Raw genomic sequence first — 17,327 nt, 5'->3', positions numbered from 1 at the left:
CGTGAGACCCACAATACTTTTGGGCGTTGCGTTCATATCTGTGTTTGCACACAGCGTAAACGCAAGCGAGAAGCCAGAAGAATCTTCCCTACCAACTGCCGGCGGCAGCAGCTATTACAAGGGAAAGGCTGAAGGATGGTTTTGGTACAAGGACCCACCTAAGGAAGAAGAGGAGCCAAAGAAGGAGTTGCCTCCTCCCCCGCCTCCGCCACCTCCTCCACAGCCGGCTCCTCCGGAAGAAAAGAAAATCGAACCTCCGGTCCCTAAAGGTCCAGAGGTGTTCAGTGTTGCCTGGATTAAAAAGAACCTGCCGAAGTACCGTGACCGAGCCATCGACAACCCGACGGATGCAAACGTTCAGGCGTATTACTACCTTCAACGCGTAATGATGGACAAAGCGTCGCGGTTCTCTGAGGCATCTTCGCGTGCAATCATGAAAGATCCTTTCCTGGACGAAGATAGTCGGCGTCCAGTCGCGACGTATGCAGCAAATGCTATGAATCGCGAAGTAACGGCAAACAAAGATAAGGTACTTCGCAGCTTGGCTGACCGCGTCGGAGTTTTCTTTTTCTTCAAATCTAACTGCATGCTGTGTGCCGAACAGGCAAACGTCCTGCAATCACTCACTACTTCGACTGGCATAAACATCATTCCAGTTTCGCTTGATGGCGGGCCGCTGGATAACAATGCGTTTCCGGACTATCGAGTGGACGATGGCCAGGCCAAGAAACTTGAGATCTTCCAGACCCCTGCCCTCGCTTTAGCCATGCCTCCTCAGGGCACAGCGATCGTTGGCTACGGCGCTATTACGCTCGACGTGCTTTTCAATCGAATTCTGATGGCCACGCGAGACGCAGGAATCATCGACCATAAAACATTTGCGAGCACGCAGCCGTTTTTCGACAACGGACTTCTGTCGATTGATGACTCGGACGGAATCGATGAGCACCTTCTCAATGACCCTCAAAGATTTGTGCAAAGCATGAAAGCCAAGTTGGCAAGAAAGGCTATTGACGTGGAGACCCCTAATGCGAATGAACAGTAAATCAATGATCCTGGCCTTGGCTATCGGCATAGCTCCGTCGGGAGCATATGCTGATATTCAGTCGCAACTGGATTCCATGTTCGATTCGATGTCTAACACCACGGAGCCTGGGGCGTATGAAACCGCTACCCGGGGTGTTATTACCGGCGGTTCATTGCGAGTTAGAAACAAGATATCCAATACACCGGTCGTTAACTTCCGACCGCCCTCCTTCCAAGCTGGCTGTGGCGGAATAGACATGTTCGCGGGTTCGTTCTCATTCATTAACGCCCAACAATTTGTCCAAGCGCTGCGATCGGTCGCATCTAACGCTGTCGGCGTGGCTTCCGGCTACGCGTTTAAACTGGCACTGAATGCAATGGGGCCAACTGTCCACAACGTCATCCAGAACCTGCAAGAAGTTATGCAGGACATTAATAGCCTGATGTCCAATTCATGCCAACTTGCCCAAGGACTGGTCACAGACGCTTTCAGCTCCTTCACGTCTAAGGAGACAATGAGAGCGGCAAACATCAACGTTACTGGGGGACTTGGCGACGCCTTTTCCTCGATCATGCCGGGTAGCCTTACCTCGAAGTCTCCAAAGGAACAGCAAAGTGACGCCGGATTAGCCAAATCCTGTGAGGACATTGGCAACGTAATTTGGTGCGCTATGACACAAAATAATTCCAGGGGATTCTTCCAGTACGGATCACGCCAAACAGACGAGATGATCATGTCCTTTACGGGCACTGTGCTCATCACCGCGCTTGAGAATGCCGATGATGGAAAGGGTAAAGTTCCTACTACGAAGTACTTTGGGCCAACATCTATTACATTGCAGGACATAGTCGAGGGTAAAAAAACGGACACTGTACCAATCTACGATTGTTCCAGTGACGAAGATGCTTGCATGACTATTAAGACGCAGCAGATTTCATTCGATGGTCTGGCTGAAAAAATATTGAAGCTGTTTAATGGTAATGCGAGCTCGCCAGGCATTGTATATAAATGGGCAAATAACGCAGGCCCATTTAACTCTGATGAAGTAGCCATTATTGGGGCGCTTCAAAAAACAGGCTTTTCCGCGATGATTCAGCGTCTTGCCCAACACAGCGAGTACATGGCTAAGGGATTTGTTAGCGCACACTCCAAAATGCTTGCTCTTGAGGGCGCCCACTCCCTTGCAGAGTCGTATATCAACGTGGCCTCAGAAGTTCTAAAAAAAGGCAAAATGGTTGACCAGCTTGGTGAAACGAGCAAGGACTTTTTGGCCGAATCTCGAAATCGCCTCACCTCCGAGCACCAGTCATTGCTTTCAAAATATGGCAACGAAAATGATATGGCCAAAGACTACCAGGTTCGTATGCAGATCATGCCGCCACCCAATTTTATCGCCACGATGGGCGCTAATCCTGTGAGGCCAAACTGATGGAGTTCACCATTTATTCTGTTGGCTCTGCGGTCTACCTCGAGGAGGTTTTGAACTCAGTTGCCATGATCTGTGGCACCGGCGATATCGAGTCTCTGGCTAAAATCGGGTTTGCGATCGGAGCCCTCATCCTGGGCTTTCAAGCAGTCTTCAACAACACTGCAATTCCATTCCAAAAACTGCTTATTTGCTTGGTGCTGTACATGGCCATGTACGGGCCTTCGGGGCGGGCGATCATTGAGGATGTTTATGACGGTGATGTGGCTGTAGTCGATAACGTCCCGCTCGGTCCCTTGGCTGTTGGGTCGATTATTTCAAACATTGGGTACAATCTTACGAACCTCTTTGAGCAGGCGTTCTCCACGCCGGCGATGACAAAGTATGGGTTTGCTGACCCGATTGAAACTCTGATGAAAGTTCGCTCAGTGACTGGTAATTTGATGTCCATTCCATCGTTCACCAATGGATTGGGCGCCAATAAAAACCTGGTTAACTCGTGGTCTAATTATTTTCGTGAATGTACGCTGCCCATGCTTGGCACTGATCTTCAAGATTATGCCGACCTATACCGGTCAAATGATCCAATGGCCGCTGCACGGTTTAGCAGCAGTGTTTATTACACTCAGATTTTCGATGGCCCAGTTGGTGGTAGAACGCTCAATTGCTCTGACGCACATACAGCCCTGGTTAACCTGACTGACTCAGCAACTGATAACGTCATGTCCGAGATCGCTACCGCGGGGTTCAAGCGTCCAGGTAAGTCGGTCGATCCTGATGCGGTGACCTCACGCATTGGTGATTCGCTATATGCCCTGAATATGTCAGCGACCGACGCCCGGGCTTACACAATGGCCTCCGTTCTCTATCCAATTTTTCTCCAAGCACCTGGTCAGAAAGCAGTAGAGGATCTGCAAGGCTCGTATGGCGTCATGATGGGACAGGCCATGGCGCAGCAAAACACCCAGTGGGCAGCCGAAGGGACGCAGTTTACGAAGTATGTCCGGCCATTCATGACCTTCTTTGAAGGACTCATTTATGCCATCACACCGCTGATGGCGTTCCTCATTACCATGGGCGGTTTCGGTATTGGCCTGATCAGCAAATATTTGATGTTGCTGGCCTGGATGATGCTTTGGATGCCGGCATTGGCAATTGTGAACCTTTACACGGTTTCGTCCACCGCGAGTGCTATGGAGTCCATTCTCCAGACGTCGTCGTTCGACGTTGGAGGTACAGGGGTGTCGTTCGAGATGCTCAAGCAGATGGGGCCTGCTCTTGAACAGGCTATTGGTGTCGCGGGGTTAATGGCCTCCTCAATCCCAGCGATCTGTTTGTTTTTGGTCTCTGGTACAGCGATTGCTGCGTCTGGAATCGCAGGGCGGATGAGTGGCTCTGACCAAATAAATGAGAAGATTGCCAGCCCCGATGTCGTAACCCCGTCAACTGGATTGCAGACTACGCCCTACGCAACAAGCGACTTTGATAAAGGCGTACGCATCAATGGATCGGAAAATCAGCGTGGCAACATTTCAGTCGGGTCTATGCTGAGCGAGTCCGTACAGAGTTCAAGGGCGACGTCAGAAGGCTCATCTCAGGCCTTTTCAAAGCAATTCACGAGTACGATGGGGAGATCGCTCGATAACTCGAAAACTATAGGTGAAGCTGCTGATATTGGGCATTCGCTTCAAACATCACTCGGTTTGGATAAAAGTGCGAGTTTCCAGGAAAAGTATGATTCGCTCAGATCTCAAGGGTATAGCGCTAGCAACATTGATGCGGCCATAGCGAGCACAGCATTGAGCAGCGGTGTTGATGGCAAGCTTGGTGCGACTGCAGCTGCAGGCGTTGATGGAGGTCCTGCAGGTGCCAAAGCAGGTGTCAGCGGTGGCGTTGGGCTTAGTGCTGGGGCAACAGCCTCGAGTACTGATCAGTCAACCCGGTCTGATTCCCAGGCGTTTGCTGATACGTTGTCTGCTGTCAAATCATCTGGTCTGGGGGAGACCGTCAAAAGCGCTCTTCAAAAAACTGATGGCACGACGCTGGCCAAGAACTTCCAGAGTGCTGATCGCTCGAGCCTTTCGAAGGCAGACCAGGAAAGCCTTTCACAATCGGCTCAGAAAACCATCAACGATCAGATGGCATATCAGAAGGTTAGTGGCTTGGCGAATTCCTACGGGTACTCTGAGGATATGAAGCTTGACTCGTTGACGGGCAAGGTCATTAACGAAGGCCGAGATCGTGCCGTTGTTGGAGACGCCATGAACAAGTACGGCCAAGAGTTTCAGGAGAATCAGCAGATGTTCAGTCAAACAATGCTGGACCCCAACCGTGCGAATACCGCTGCAGCGTTGTATACCCTGGCCAAACACCATGACTTCGAGGCTTTGACTGGAGCCACTGTCGACTATGACAAGAATGCGAACTTGCGTTCACCGGCGGTTGGCAATCTGGAGTCGGAGGCAAACAAGGCTGGTCACATGGTTGACACTGGAGCATTTGACTCGCGGTTTAATACGGAGAAGTCAGCTGCGGTTGCGGATGCTCACCAGAATATCGCAGCTCGACAAGCTCACAATGATGGGATTGCGCAAAACGACTCTGAGGTTTACGCGAAGAAGGCATTGGATCCCGCAGCAGATAGAGCTGCTGATCGCATCCGCGGTTCGGCGATCGAGCTCAACGATCGAGGTGAGTCCTCGTTTGGCATACTCGCTGCGGCCTCCAATGGCGTCGGAGCGGCTTTGGGCACCCGAGCAACCCGTGAGGAGTACATGCATGAAGGTGAACAACTAGGGCTCAATGAGGCCCAGGCAGATGTATTTGCGACCGCAAGAGTTGGTGGCCTAACGGATAACTCAAGGGAACGCTGGGATAATTACGCTGCTGCAAATCATATGGATAAGGACTTGTCCGATGGAATGTATAAGCAGCTGGTTGAGGCAGGTCTACATGACAATGGATCTGGTGGTCACCTTTCAGACATTCTGACGCTGAATCAGCGAGATAATGTCGGTCGCTGACTGTACTCAGTTCCGCAGCAGTAAATAGGGGACGATAGAGAATTCGGAAAAAATCGTACGCTAAGCTTCGCGAGTTCTTGTAACCAATTCATTGTTTTTTCAATGGATGAAAGAAAATGGCGAAAGCTATTTGACAAACAAATCGGGATCTTATAACTTACCTACCAAGTAGTCGGTAGATGAAATAAAGCCATGAAACTCAATTCAGATCTTTCGCAGCGTGTTGTCGTCGAGCCTTCAAGCTTACAGTGGGTCGATTCGCCAGCGACCGGGATTCAACGCCAGTTACTGGAGCGTGATGGCGACGAAGTGGCGCGTGCCACCTCGATCGTGCGATACGCGCCGGGCTCCGCTTTTGAAAATCATAAGCACGACTTGGGCGAGGAGATTCTGGTCCTGGACGGCGAATTCAGCGACGAATCCGGGACCTTCGGGCCTGGGACTTACATCAAGAATCCACCAGGTTCTTCGCATGCACCGAGCTCCGCGACGGGTTGCACGTTGTTCGTCAAGCTGCGCCATCTTGATCTAGCCGACAGCCAACGCACCGTGGTCGACACCCGTAACGGCCCCTGGTTTCCAGGCCTCGTGCCGGGTCTGTCGGTGATGCCACTTTCTGAGTTCGACACACAACATACGGCTTTGGTGCGCTGGGCCCCGGGGACACGATTCAATTCGCATCGTCACTACGGCGGTGAAGAAATCTATGTGTTGGAAGGCGTCTTTGAGGATGAGTTCGGAAGCTACCCTACCGGCACATGGATGCGCAGTCCGCATTTGAGTGCTCACCGTCCCTTCAGCAATACAGGCTGCACCATCCTGGTCAAGACAGGCCACCTGCCAGTCGCCGAATCAAATGAGGCGCTTGCATGAAGCATTTCTCCGAAATCTCGCCGACCGCCGAGCGGGTGGTCGATGCCGCTGAAGGGTTGGTACAGCAGCACGGCTACAACGGCTTCTCATACGACGACGTGGCCCAGTTGGTAGGCATCAAAAAACCAAGTATCCACCACCACTTTCCCAAGAAGGGTGAACTCGTGGCCGTGGTCGCACAGCGCTACACGCACCGGTTTCGTGAGGAGTTGCTGAGCATCGAAGGGCAGCATGCGAAAGCGCCTGACAGGCTAACTGCGTATGCGGCACTTTTCGAACGCACCTTCGCCAAGGACCGGCGCCTTTGTGTCTGCGGCATGTTGGGTGCCGAGTCGGACTCGCTGCCGGACGCCGTTGTGAGCGAGGTCGAGCGATTCTTTAAAGTCAATCTCGACTGGTTGACTCTTGTCGTTGCCGATGGTCAGCGTGCCGCGCTGATCACCTCGAATTCCACCCCAGAGGCTCTCGCAGAGGCATTCTTGTGCGCGTTGGAAGGCTCGATGATGGTGGGCCGTGGCATGCGGTCGTCACGCGGACCGGCCGAAGTTGGAAACACTTTTCTTTCCACCGTGTTGACCTGAGGTCGGCACTTTTTTTGCAACACAACCCTACCATTTAGTTGGTAGTTAAGGAGATTATTATGAGTACTGAATTTAATGGCAAGAAGTTGTTGGTCATCGGCGGCACTAGCGGGATGGGACTGCAAACTGCCCGCATGGTTCTTGAGCAAGGCGGAAGCGTCGTCATCGTCGGTCACCGTGAAGACAAGGCCGAAGAGGCCCGCAAGGCGCTGTCGTCGTTGGGCACCGTGACCGCCCTGACTGCCGATCTCTCGCGAGCCGAAGATGTGAAGCGACTCCTGCATACCATCGATGAACACCACAAGGACATCAATCTTCTGGTCAACGCGGCTGGGGTGTTCTTCCCGAAGGCGTTTCTTGAGCACACGGAAAGTGATTACGAACAATATTTGACGTTGAATAAAGCGTTCTTCTTCATCACACAAAAAGTCGTGGCCAATCTCGTGGCCAGCGAGCGTCCCGGCGCCATTGTGAACATCGGCTCGATGTGGGGCAAGCAGGCGATTGCGGCTACGCCGTCGTCCGCGTATTCGATGGCAAAAGCAGGTTTGCATTCGCTGACCCAGCACCTTGCGATGGAGCTGGCATCCAAACAAATCAGGGTCAATGCCGTTTCTCCGGCGGTTGTCGAAACGCCGATTTACGAGGGATTCATACCCAAGGCCGAGGTTCATGGCGCCTTACAGGGATTCAACAGCTTCCACCCAATCGGCAGGGTTGGGACGCCACAAGACGTCGCCGAGGTCATCCTCTTCCTGTTGTCGGACAAGGCAGCATGGGTGACGGGCGCAATCTGGGACGTTGACGGCGGCGTGATGGCCGGGCGTAACACATAATGGGGGAACGAGAAATGAACACAAACATTAAAGGAACTCCCGGCAACGGGATCAACGTCGGCGCATTGCGTGAGTTTGCAGATCAGGTCGCAGCAAAGCCCGCCGCAGGCATCGCGACGTTCGGCGTCGTGACAACCTGGGAGGGTGGCACCCGGACGCGTGCGCGAACCATGCCGCTCGTACTAGGTGACACGGCCTTGGCGCGCGGCTTTGTCATCGACGCGGACGAACCGGCAGAATTGCTCGGTACCGACACGGCCGCTAATCCACAAGAATTGATCCTGGCTGCGTTGAACGCATGCATGACTGCAACCTACGCGGCAAATGCGGCGGCAATGAACATCGAGTTGCAATCGCTGACTATCCGCACGAAGGGAAGCCTCGATCTGAGAGGTTTTCTTGGAATCGATCCTGGGATCAATCCAGGGTACGACCAGGTCGAGTATGAGGTCGAAATGGAGTCGTCGGCGGATTCGGCGGCGCTGAAAGCATTGCACGCGCAGGTGCAGCGAACATCGCCGAATTACCACAACTTCGCGAGAGCCATTGATCTCAAGGCCAAGCTGACCATTCTCCAATGATCGAGTCAGTGTTTCCCGTGGTTGGCTGACGGGAGGCCAAACCAGATGCGCTATGACGGAAGGTTCAACCTTCCGTCATCACGTTCTCTGGAATACGCAGTGTCAATTTGAGGTATACCCTAACTGGATGTCAGGCAGAACCGCGCAGCTCCGTCAGAATAGAGTCTTCTTTCGCATTCTTTGACACATGCCCGCAAAGGTCATAGATTTCAGCCTGACAAAAGCAGGGCTTGAGGCGCAACGGAACAGAAAGTGCACTTAGCCCCCTTGCTCACCTTCAACGCGGAGTTGTTCTGATGACCTTTCTATGGGTTGGATTAGGGTTGGTAGTCGCCGGGCTGTGGTGGGGAACGGTTGTCTGGCGGCGGGAGCAGGCAGACCCTTGGATAAATCCACCAACTCCCGAGGCGCGGCGTTTGCTTCGAGCCGCGAGCCTGCATTTGCATTGCCACATTCTCGGCAGGCCTGCGGTAGACCAGGACGCGCCGTCGTTCGTTGGGGTAGATGCCCTCCAGGCACTTTATCTACGTGACGGGGTGATCTTTTTCGAGAAGGGGATCGCCACCTTGCCGGATGGAACCCAAGTCGAGCTGGGGGCACTCACTCATGAAGTGCTCGAAGTGCTTCGAGAAACCTACAGCGCCTTGGATGCCGCTTCAGCAGTGATCACTGACTATGCCACCACCTTCAATACTCCCGAAGAGTTAGAGAAGAGCGAGAATGAAATCCTGCGAAAGATCGCTGGCTACGGGAACATGTACCCGATGCAGAGCGCGATCGCTCGACTGGCATTGTTACTCAATCTCGATCCCGACAAGAACGATGTTGGGATTGGCGGCAAAGTGTTGTGGGAGCGCATCCGCCGTTGGCGTTGGCCCGAGCGCCATTTCTCGGCGGAGCAGTAGGCGTGCAGGGACATCGCATTGGCTACGTCCGGGTCAGCAGCTTCGACCAGAACCCGGAACGCCAGCTGGAGGAGACCGAGGTGAGCAAGGTGTTCACCGACAAGGCCTCGGGCAAGGACACTCAGCGCCCCCAGCTCGAAGCGCTGCTGAGCTTCGTCCGCGAAGGTGACACCGTGGTAGTGCACAGCATGGATCGCCTGGCGCGCAACCTCGATGACCTGCGCCGCCTTGTGCAGAAGCTGACCCAGCGCGGCGTGCGTATCGAATTCCTGAAAGAGGGCCTAGTCTTCACCGGCGAGGACTCGCCGATGGCCAACCTCATGCTGTCGGTGATGGGTGCCTTCGCCGAGTTCGAGCGCGCCCTGATCCGCGAGCGGCAGCGTGAGGGTATCGCCTTGGCCAAGCAGCGTGGCGCGTACCGAGGCCGCAAGAAAGCCCTGTCCGATGAGCAGGCTGCTACCCTGCGGCAGCGAGCGACGGCCGGCGAGCCCAAGGCGCAGCTTGCCCGCGAGTTCAACATCAGCCGGGAAACCCTCTACCAGTACCTCCGCACGGACGACTGATACATGCCGCGTCGCTTGATCCTCTCGGCCACGGAGCGGGACACCCTGCTTGCGTTGCCAGAAAGCCAGGATGACATGATCCGCTACTACACCTTCAACGACTCCGACCTGTCGCTGATCCGCCAGCGGCGCGGCGACGCCAACCGCCTAGGCTTCGCGGTGCAGCTCAGCCTGCTGCGCTACCCCGGCTATGCGTTGGGCACCGACAGCGAGCCGCCCGAGCCGGTCATCCTGTGGGTGGCCAAGCAGGTTCAGGCCGACCCGGCGAGTTGGGCGAAGTACGGCGAACGCGACGTGACCCGCCGCGAGCACGCCCATGAACTGCGCACCTACCTGCAACTGGCCCCGTTTGGCCTGTCCGACTTCCGCAACCTCGTGCGCGAGCTGACCGAGTTGGCCCAGCAGACCGACAAGGGCTTGCTGCTGGCCAGCCAGGCTCTGGAGAGCCTGCGGCAGAAGCGGCGCATCCTGCCGGCGCTGAGCGTAATTGATCGGGCCTGCTCGGAGGCCATTGCGCGGGCTAATCGGCGGGTCTACCGCGCCCTGGTCGAACCACTCACGGACTCGCACCGTGCCAAGCTGGACGAACTGCTGAAGCTCAAGGCCGGCAGCAGCATCACCTGGTTGACCTGGCTGCGCCAGGCACCGCTGAAACCCAACTCTCGGCACATGCTTAAGCACATCGAGCGGCTGAAGACATTTCAGCTGGTGGACTTGCCCGAAGGGCTGGGCCGGCACATCCACCAGAACCGCCTGCTCAAGCTGGCCCGCGAAGGGGGGCAGATGACGCCCAAAGACCTTGGCAAGTTCGAGCCGCAGCGGCGCTACGCGACCCTGGCCGCCGTAGTGCTGGAGAGCACCGCGACTGTGATTGATGAGTTGGTCGATCTGCACGACCGCATCCTGGTCAAGCTGTTCAGCGGCGCGAAGCACAAGCATCAGCAGCAGTTCCAGAAGCAGGGCAAGGCGATCAATGACAAGGTGCGCCTGTACTCGAAGATCGGCCAGGCTCTGCTGGAGGCAAAGGAAAACGGCAGCGATCCGTACGCCGCCATCGAGGCGGTGATTCCCTGGGACGAATTCACCGAGAGCGTCAGCGAGGCCGAGCTGCTGGCCCGGCCGGAGGGCTTCGACCACCTACACCTGGTCGGCGAGAACTTCGCCACCCTGCGCCGTTACACGCCGGCCCTGCTGGAGGTGCTGGAACTGCGCGCTGCACCGGCCGCGCAAGGCGTGCTGGCGGCCGTGCAGACCCTGCGCGAGATGAACGCCGACAACCTGCGCAAGGTGCCGGCGGATGCCCCTACCGCCTTCATCAAGCCGCGCTGGAAGCCGCTGGTGATCACCCCGGAAGGCCACGACCGACGCTTCTACGAAATCTGCGCGCTGTCCGAGCTGAAGAACGCCCTGCGCTCCGGTGACATCTGGGTCAAGGGTTCACGGCAGTTCCGCGACTTCGACGACTACCTGCTGCCGGCAGAGAAGTTCGCCGCGCTCAAGCGGGAACAGGCCCTGCCCCTGGCGATCAACCCGAACAGCGACCAGTACCTGGAAGAGCGCTTACAGCTGCTGGACGAGCAGTTGGCCACCGTAACCCGGCTGGCCAAGGACAACGAGCTGCCCGATGCCATCCTCACCGAGTCCGGGCTGAAGATCACCCCGCTGGATTCTGCGGTGCCCAATACCGCGCAGGCGCTGATCGACCAGACCAGTCAGCTGTTGCCGCGCATCAAGATCACCGAACTGCTGATGGATGTGGACGACTGGACGGGTTTCAGCCGCCACTTCACCCACCTGAAGGACGGTGCCGAGGCCAAAGACAGGACATTGCTGCTGTCAGCAATCCTGGGCGATGCGATTAACCTCGGGCTGACCAAGATGGCCGAGTCGAGCCCCGGCCTGACCTACGCCAAGCTGTCCTGGCTGCAAGCCTGGCACATCCGCGACGAAACCTATTCGGCGGCCCTGGCCGAGCTGGTCAACCACCAGTACCGCCATGCCTTCGCCGCCCACTGGGGCGACGGCACCACCTCATCCTCCGATGGCCAGCGCTTCCGGGCGGGCGGCCGGGGCGAAAGCACCGGGCACGTCAACCCGAAGTACGGCAGCGAGCCGGGGCGACTGTTCTACACCCATATCTCCGACCAGTACGCACCGTTCAGCACCCGCGTGGTGAATGTCGGCGTGCGTGACTCCACCTATGTGCTCGACGGCCTGCTGTACCACGAGTCCGACTTGCGGATCGAGGAGCACTACACCGACACGGCCGGTTTCACCGATCACGTCTTCGCCCTGATGCACCTGCTGGGCTTCCGCTTCGCACCGCGCATCCGCGACCTCGGCGAAACCAAGCTGTATGTGCCGAATAGCGTCCAGGACTACCCGACATTGCGCCCAATGGTTGGTGGCACCCTGAACATCAAGCACGTCCGCGCCCATTGGGACGACATCCTGCGCCTCGCCAGCTCGATCAAGCAGGGCACCGTCACTGCCTCGCTGATGCTGCGAAAGCTCGGCAGCTATCCACGCCAGAATGGCCTTGCCGTGGCCCTGCGCGAGCTGGGCCGGATCGAACGCACCCTGTTCATCCTCGACTGGCTGCAAAGCGTCGAACTGGGGGTTTGGGGAGCAATGGAACCAAAAACCAACATAAGCCCTACCACCTCCGCTCAGAGCCCTCTTCCCAGGCATCTGCCTCGATAAAGCAATTACGCATCTCGGCCTCTTGGCTGATCTCGGTCAGCAGATCATGTACCGTCTTATCCAGTGCCTCATCGTTGCGATAGGGAATGCTCAGCGCGTAGTTGCCCGACTCAAGCAGCTTCATGCCGTAAGGTTCCAGGCAGTAACGCTCGATATTCTCCAGTGCCCGTTTTTTACCACGCACGAACTTGCTGTTGTTCTCGACGGCCAGGCGCAATATGACCGTCGCGATCCGTTCGGCATTGTCCACTGCCGGTGGGACCGTGATGTTGAGATGCTGGGTGATTTTTGCGGGTACGCCGATCGTTATGCCGCGATGCCGGAGGTAGCGGTAAAGCGTGCTTTTGGAAATGTGCAGTTTCTTGCCAATGGCGCTCACACTTAACCGACCCTCTCGGTACAGCGTTTCTGCGGCCATAGCGGTCGCTTCCGCCTGAGCGGGCAGCCCCTTCGGGCGGCCACCGACTCGACCACGTGACCGTGCAGCGGACAAGCCTGCCTGTGTGCGCTCACGAATCAACTCACGTTCGAACTCTGCCAATGAAGCGAACAGGTTGAACACAAAGCGGCCTTGCGCGTGGGTGGTATCGATGGGGTCATTCAGACTTTGCAGGCCAACGTTACGAGCGGCCAATTCACCGACCAGTTCGACCAGGTGCTTGAGCGAGCGCCCTAGACGATCCAGCTTCCAAATCACCACAGCATCACCGGCCCGTACATGAACCAATAATTTGTCCAGTTCCGGACGTGCGCTTTTTGAGCCGCTGGCAACGTCTTGATAGATCCGCTCGCACCCTGCCTTTGTCAGAGCATCGATCTGGAGGTCGGCGTTCTGATCCCGAGTACTCACCCGCGCATAGCCAATTTTCATCAAAAGTACCGTTTACTCAACAGAGAAATTGAAAATAGAACCTTGATTAACGATACCAGTATTTAAAACCATAATATGGGCTAACTCGGAGCTGGGCAGGTCTTCCGTTAAAGTTCTATAAAACGAGGGTTTTATCGAACCGTTGCGGCGCAGTGAGGATCGAGTGTATAAACACATAAACACCTAACATTGGAAAAAGTCATGAATACCACTCGCTGGAACGTCGCCGTCTCCACCGACACCGACCAATCGCTTCGCATGTTTCTGGCCAGCCAAGGCGGTGGCCGTAAGGGCGACCTGTCGCGCTTCATCGAAGAAGCGGTGCGGGCACACATCCTGGAGCTGAGCGCCGAACAGGCCAAGGTTTCCAATGCCCATCTGAGTGAGGCCGAACTGACCGAAGCGGTTGAAGAAGCGCTCGACTGGGCGCGTAAGCGCTGATGCGGGTTGTATTGGATACCAACATTCTGTTCAGTGCGCTGATCTCACCGCATGGGTCTCCTGATGCGATCTATCGGGCCTGGCGTTCAGCTCGCTTCGAGGTGGTGACTTCACGGGCACAGCTCGACGAAATTCGTCGCGCCAGTCGTTACCCCAAGCTTCAGGCCATCCTTCAGCCTGCCAAAGTGGGGGCCATGATCAATAACCTGCAACGCGCCGTGGTATTGGAGCGGTTGACCATTGAGGTTGAAGCCGATGATCCGGATGACTCTTTTCTGCTGGCCATGGCTTTGGCGGGCAATGCGGACTACCTAGTAACCGGTGATCGACGCGCAGGCCTCTTGCAGCGCGGACATATCGAACGCACGCGGATTGTCACCCCCGCCGTGTTCTGCGCCGAGGTACTGTGATCGATGCCGGTTGGTTTTCTGACTCAGGAGCAACGCGACGGCTTTGGTCGCTACATCGATGCGCCCAGCCGTGATGAACTGGAGCGCTACTTCCACCTGAGCGATGAAGACCGTGAAGCCGTCCAGGTACTACGGGGCAACCATAACCGCTTGGGCTATGCCGTTCTGCTGACTACCGTTCGCTTCGTCGGTGTTTTGCCGGACAAACCCACGGCTGTGCCGGTGGAAGTCCTGCTTGTGCTTTGTCGGCAATTGGCAATCGCCGACCCTGACTGTCTTGTACGTTATAGCGATCATCGTCGCTGGATACATGCGGCCGATATTCAAGAGCGCTATGGCTATCGCCACTTTACTGACCCAGGCATCGGCTTTCGTTTGAGCCGATGGCTGTATGCCCTTTGCTGGACTGGTACTGATCGTCCTGGCGTGCTGTTCGAACGAGCTACCTCATGGCTGCTCACACAGAAAGTCCTATTGCCCGGAATTTCCCAGTTAGAGCGCTTCATTGCCCAACTGCGTAGCCGGGTTGAAGAACGCCTCTGGTACACCTTGGGCCGCAGCGTGACCGAGGAGCAAAGACAGCACCTACAAGACTTGCTTCTGGTGGCCGAAGGCAACCGTAGTTCCCGACTGGATCAACTACGCTCCGGCCCGGTGATGGTCAGTGGCCCTGCACTGGTTCGGGCGCTGCGTCGGCTGGATGATGTACGCGGGTTGGGTATCGCCTTACCGGCAGCTGCGCATATCCCTCCCAGCCGCATTGCCGCCCTGGCTCGCTTTGCCAACACCGCGAAGGTCACGGCCATCAATCGACTGCCGGCGTCGCGCCGGTTGGCGACGTTGGTGGCATTCGCGGTTTCCTTGGAAGCCAGTGCGCACGACGATGCTCTGGAAGTTCTGGAAGCGCTACTGCGTGATATCTTCAACAACGCAGAGAAGGCTGACAAGAAGGCTCGGTTGCGTAGTCTAAAAGACCTGGATCGCTCGGCGGCAATGCTCGCCGCTGCGTGCAAGGTCGTGCTGGATAGCTCGATCAGCGATGACAATGTCCGTGCCCGGCTGTTCAACGACCTGCCACGTGTCACGCTGGAGAAAGCCCTGGAAGAGGTCAATGCGTTGATCCGTCCGGCCAACGATGTGTTTTACCTCGCTCTGGAGGAGCGCTACCGCAGCGTGCGCCGTTTCCTTCCTGACTTATTGAAACATATTCGCTTCGGCTTCAGCCCGGCGGGTAAGGGTGTGGCGGCTAGTTTGGACTGGTTGCAACTGAACTTGCCTCGCAGGAAGCCGGAGGATGACGTGCCGCAGGAGATCGTGGCCAAGGCTTGGCAGAACCACATCACTCGCGAAGATGGCTCCCTCGACATGGGCGCCTATGTCTTCTGCACGCTTGATGCACTACGCACGGCCCTACGCCGCCGCGATGTCTTTGTTGCACCCAGTTGGCGCTATGCCGACCCGCGTATCGGTCTGCTCGATGGTGCAGAATGGCTGTCGGCGCGACCGATCATCTGTCGCTCACTGGGCCTGACTGTGAACGCCAAAACCACCTTGGACGCCTTGTCTGCCGAGCTGGATGCGACTTGGTACGCAGTCGCCGCTCGCCTGCCCGACAATCCTGCGATCCAGTTGAGTGAGAATACAGAGGGCAAAACCGAGCTGTCCCTCGGAGCGCTGGAGAAGCTGGAAGAGCCCAACTCGTTGCTGCAACTGCGTGCAGCCGTGGCCGACTTGATGCCGCGTGTCGATTTGCCGGAAATCCTGTTAGAAATCGCCGCTCGTACCGGCTTCACTGAAGCCTTCACCCATGTGTCCGAACGCAATGCGCGGGCCGACAACTTGGTGACGAGTTTGTGCGCAGTGCTCTTGGGAGGAGCCTGTAACACCGGCCTGGAGCCCTTGACTCGCAACGACAACCAAGCGCTGCGCCGTGACCGGCTGTCCTGGGTGAGCCAGAACTATCTCCGTGACGATACCCTGTCGGCAGCCAATGCCATTTTGGTGGCTGCGCAGAGTCAACTGGAGCTGGCTCAGGTCTGGGGCGGCGGCGAGGTGGCCTCCGCCGATGGCATGCGTTTTGTCGTACCTGTGCGTACCGTACATGCCGGCCCTAACCCGAAGTATTTCGGTACCGGCCGGGGCGTCACCTGGTACAACCTGATCTCCGACCAGTTTTCCGGTCTTAACGCCATTACGGTGCCCGGCACCCTGCGCGACAGCCTAGTATTGCTCGCGGTTGTGCTGGAACAACAGACCGAATTGCAGCCCACACAAATCATGACCGATACCGGTGCTTACAGCGATGTGGTGTTCGGGTTATTCCGTCTGCTCGGTTATCACTTCTGCCCGCGCCTGGCTGATGTCGGCGGTACCCGCTTCTGGCGCACCCGCCCGGACGCGGATTACGGCAAGCTCAACGGACTTGCTCGCCAGTCAGTCAAGCTCGACCTGATCGCCGAGCACTGGGATGACCTGTTGCGTTTGGCTGGCTCACTCAAACTTGGCCGAGTGCCGGCGACAGGCATCATGCGCACCCTACAAACGGGAGATCGTCCGACCCGTCTGGCCCAGGCGTTGGCAGAGTTCGGACGGATCGAGAAAACCCTGCATACGTTGACCTACATTGATGATGAGTCCAAGCGCCGCGCCACCCTGACCCAACTGAATCGCGGCGAAGGCCGACACAGCCTGGCTCGCGCCGTGTTCCATGGCAAACGAGGCGAGCTTCGCCAGCGCTACCGAGAAGGCCAGGAGGATCAACTCGGTGCCCTGGGCCTGGTGGTAAATATCATTGTGCTATGGAATACCCTCTACATGACGGCTGCCGTGGAGCGGTTAAAGCAGCACGGCTACCCGGTACAGGACGAAGACCTGGCTCGTTTGTCGCCGCTGATCTTCGAGCACATCAATATGTTGGGACGGTACTCCTTCGCGGTACCAGAAGAGGTCGCCCGAGGTGAGCTACGGCCACTGCGTAATCCAGACGACGATATTTAGGTGCGCAGGTCGAACTCAGTGGGCTATGTTGTCAGATAGCTTAGATGGGATTGACCACAGCATTTCTCAATAAGTAGAAACACTGTGGCT

At 56.6% G+C, this 17,327-nt stretch carries 13 protein-coding genes and 1 pseudogene; 13 read left to right on the top strand and 1 reads right to left on the bottom strand.

What is annotated here, in order from left to right:
- Window position 1 precedes the first annotated feature (1 nt).
- The 10 genes and pseudogenes from traF to ACP7D9_RS14635 form a co-directional block, all read left to right on the top strand.
- Complete coding sequence (traF, locus tag ACP7D9_RS14680; RefSeq protein ID WP_426158176.1) at window positions 2-1,045, top strand: conjugal transfer protein TraF; 1,044 nt, start codon at window positions 2-4, stop codon at window positions 1,043-1,045.
- A complete protein-coding gene (locus tag ACP7D9_RS14675; RefSeq protein WP_426158174.1) occupies window positions 1,029-2,456 on the top strand; it encodes a conjugal transfer protein TraH in 1,428 nt (475 codons plus the stop codon). The genes traF and ACP7D9_RS14675 overlap by 17 nt, the downstream gene beginning before the upstream one ends.
- Window positions 2,456-5,476 carry a conjugal transfer protein TraG N-terminal domain-containing protein gene (locus tag ACP7D9_RS14670; RefSeq protein ID WP_426158172.1) on the top strand — a complete coding sequence of 1,007 codons (3,021 nt, stop codon included), beginning with the start codon at window positions 2,456-2,458 and terminating at the stop codon, window positions 5,474-5,476. Before ACP7D9_RS14675 ends, ACP7D9_RS14670 begins: the two co-directional genes overlap by 1 nt.
- 192 nt (window positions 5,477-5,668) lie before the next feature.
- Window positions 5,669-6,349 carry a cupin domain-containing protein gene (locus tag ACP7D9_RS14665; RefSeq protein ID WP_004574802.1) on the top strand — a complete coding sequence of 227 codons (681 nt, stop codon included), beginning with the start codon at window positions 5,669-5,671 and terminating at the stop codon, window positions 6,347-6,349.
- A complete protein-coding gene (locus ACP7D9_RS14660; protein WP_004574803.1) occupies window positions 6,346-6,930 on the top strand; it encodes a TetR/AcrR family transcriptional regulator in 585 nt (194 codons plus the stop codon). Before ACP7D9_RS14665 ends, ACP7D9_RS14660 begins: the two co-directional genes overlap by 4 nt.
- Before the next feature lie 59 nt (window positions 6,931-6,989).
- Window positions 6,990-7,766 carry an SDR family NAD(P)-dependent oxidoreductase gene (locus ACP7D9_RS14655; RefSeq protein WP_004574804.1) on the top strand — a complete coding sequence of 259 codons (777 nt, stop codon included), beginning with the start codon at window positions 6,990-6,992 and terminating at the stop codon, window positions 7,764-7,766.
- Between the two features lie 14 nt (window positions 7,767-7,780).
- Entirely contained in the window at window positions 7,781-8,347 is a 567-nt protein-coding gene (locus ACP7D9_RS14650; protein WP_004574805.1) for an OsmC family protein, read from the top strand.
- Window positions 8,348-8,643: 296 nt separating this feature from the next.
- A complete protein-coding gene (locus ACP7D9_RS14645; RefSeq protein ID WP_014003956.1) occupies window positions 8,644-9,252 on the top strand; it encodes a hypothetical protein in 609 nt (202 codons plus the stop codon).
- 2 nt (window positions 9,253-9,254) lie between these two features.
- Window positions 9,255-9,815, top strand: coding sequence for a recombinase family protein (locus ACP7D9_RS14640; protein ID WP_014003957.1), 561 nt, complete (start codon window positions 9,255-9,257; stop codon window positions 9,813-9,815).
- Window positions 9,816-9,818: 3 nt separating this feature from the next.
- Window positions 9,819-12,431: pseudogene (locus ACP7D9_RS14635) on the top strand (Tn3 family transposase); the annotation flags it as partial.
- 40 nt (window positions 12,432-12,471) lie between these two features.
- On the opposite strand, the gene ACP7D9_RS14630 reads toward ACP7D9_RS14635, so the two are convergent.
- Window positions 12,472-13,389: a recombinase family protein gene (locus tag ACP7D9_RS14630; RefSeq protein ID WP_017335988.1), complete on the bottom strand. Its 918-nt coding sequence runs from the start codon at window positions 13,387-13,389 to the stop codon at window positions 12,472-12,474.
- Between the two features lie 201 nt (window positions 13,390-13,590).
- Here ACP7D9_RS14630 and ACP7D9_RS14625 point away from each other — a divergent pair, with 201 nt between their 5' ends.
- The 3 genes from ACP7D9_RS14625 to ACP7D9_RS14615 are packed head-to-tail and all read left to right on the top strand — an operon-like array spanning window position 13,591 to window position 17,237.
- Complete coding sequence (locus ACP7D9_RS14625) at window positions 13,591-13,830, top strand: ribbon-helix-helix domain-containing protein (RefSeq protein ID WP_017335987.1); 240 nt, start codon at window positions 13,591-13,593, stop codon at window positions 13,828-13,830.
- Complete coding sequence (locus ACP7D9_RS14620; RefSeq protein WP_017335986.1) at window positions 13,830-14,240, top strand: putative toxin-antitoxin system toxin component, PIN family; 411 nt, start codon at window positions 13,830-13,832, stop codon at window positions 14,238-14,240. The genes ACP7D9_RS14625 and ACP7D9_RS14620 overlap by 1 nt, the downstream gene beginning before the upstream one ends.
- Before the next feature lie 3 nt (window positions 14,241-14,243).
- Window positions 14,244-17,237, top strand: coding sequence for a Tn3 family transposase (locus ACP7D9_RS14615; RefSeq protein ID WP_024015052.1), 2,994 nt, complete (start codon window positions 14,244-14,246; stop codon window positions 17,235-17,237).
- The last annotated feature ends 90 nt before the right edge of the window (window positions 17,238-17,327 follow it).

Source organism: Pseudomonas sp. TSRC2-2 (assembly GCF_049897785.1).
Lineage (GTDB): Bacteria > Pseudomonadota > Gammaproteobacteria > Pseudomonadales > Pseudomonadaceae > Aquipseudomonas.
Note: the sequence above shows the minus strand (reverse complement) of the source record. Positions and strands in the feature narration are given on the sequence as shown.

Bases quoted from the DNA above. Each gene is read 5' to 3' on its own strand.
- ACP7D9_RS14675 (WP_426158174.1), top strand. From the start codon at position 1,029: ATGCGAATGAACAGTAAATCAATGATCCTGGCCTTGGCTATCGGCATA.
- ACP7D9_RS14670 (WP_426158172.1), top strand. From the start codon at position 2,456: ATGGAGTTCACCATTTATTCTGTTGGCTCTGCGGTCTACCTCGAGGAG.
- ACP7D9_RS14665 (WP_004574802.1), top strand. From the start codon at position 5,669: ATGAAACTCAATTCAGATCTTTCGCAGCGTGTTGTCGTCGAGCCTTCA.
- ACP7D9_RS14660 (WP_004574803.1), top strand. From the start codon at position 6,346: ATGAAGCATTTCTCCGAAATCTCGCCGACCGCCGAGCGGGTGGTCGAT.
- ACP7D9_RS14655 (WP_004574804.1), top strand. From the start codon at position 6,990: ATGAGTACTGAATTTAATGGCAAGAAGTTGTTGGTCATCGGCGGCACT.
- ACP7D9_RS14650 (WP_004574805.1), top strand. From the start codon at position 7,781: ATGAACACAAACATTAAAGGAACTCCCGGCAACGGGATCAACGTCGGC.
- ACP7D9_RS14645 (WP_014003956.1), top strand. From the start codon at position 8,644: ATGACCTTTCTATGGGTTGGATTAGGGTTGGTAGTCGCCGGGCTGTGG.
- ACP7D9_RS14630 (WP_017335988.1), bottom strand. From the start codon at position 13,389: ATGAAAATTGGCTATGCGCGGGTGAGTACTCGGGATCAGAACGCCGAC.
- ACP7D9_RS14625 (WP_017335987.1), top strand. From the start codon at position 13,591: ATGAATACCACTCGCTGGAACGTCGCCGTCTCCACCGACACCGACCAA.
- ACP7D9_RS14620 (WP_017335986.1), top strand. From the start codon at position 13,830: ATGCGGGTTGTATTGGATACCAACATTCTGTTCAGTGCGCTGATCTCA.
- ACP7D9_RS14615 (WP_024015052.1), top strand. From the start codon at position 14,244: ATGCCGGTTGGTTTTCTGACTCAGGAGCAACGCGACGGCTTTGGTCGC.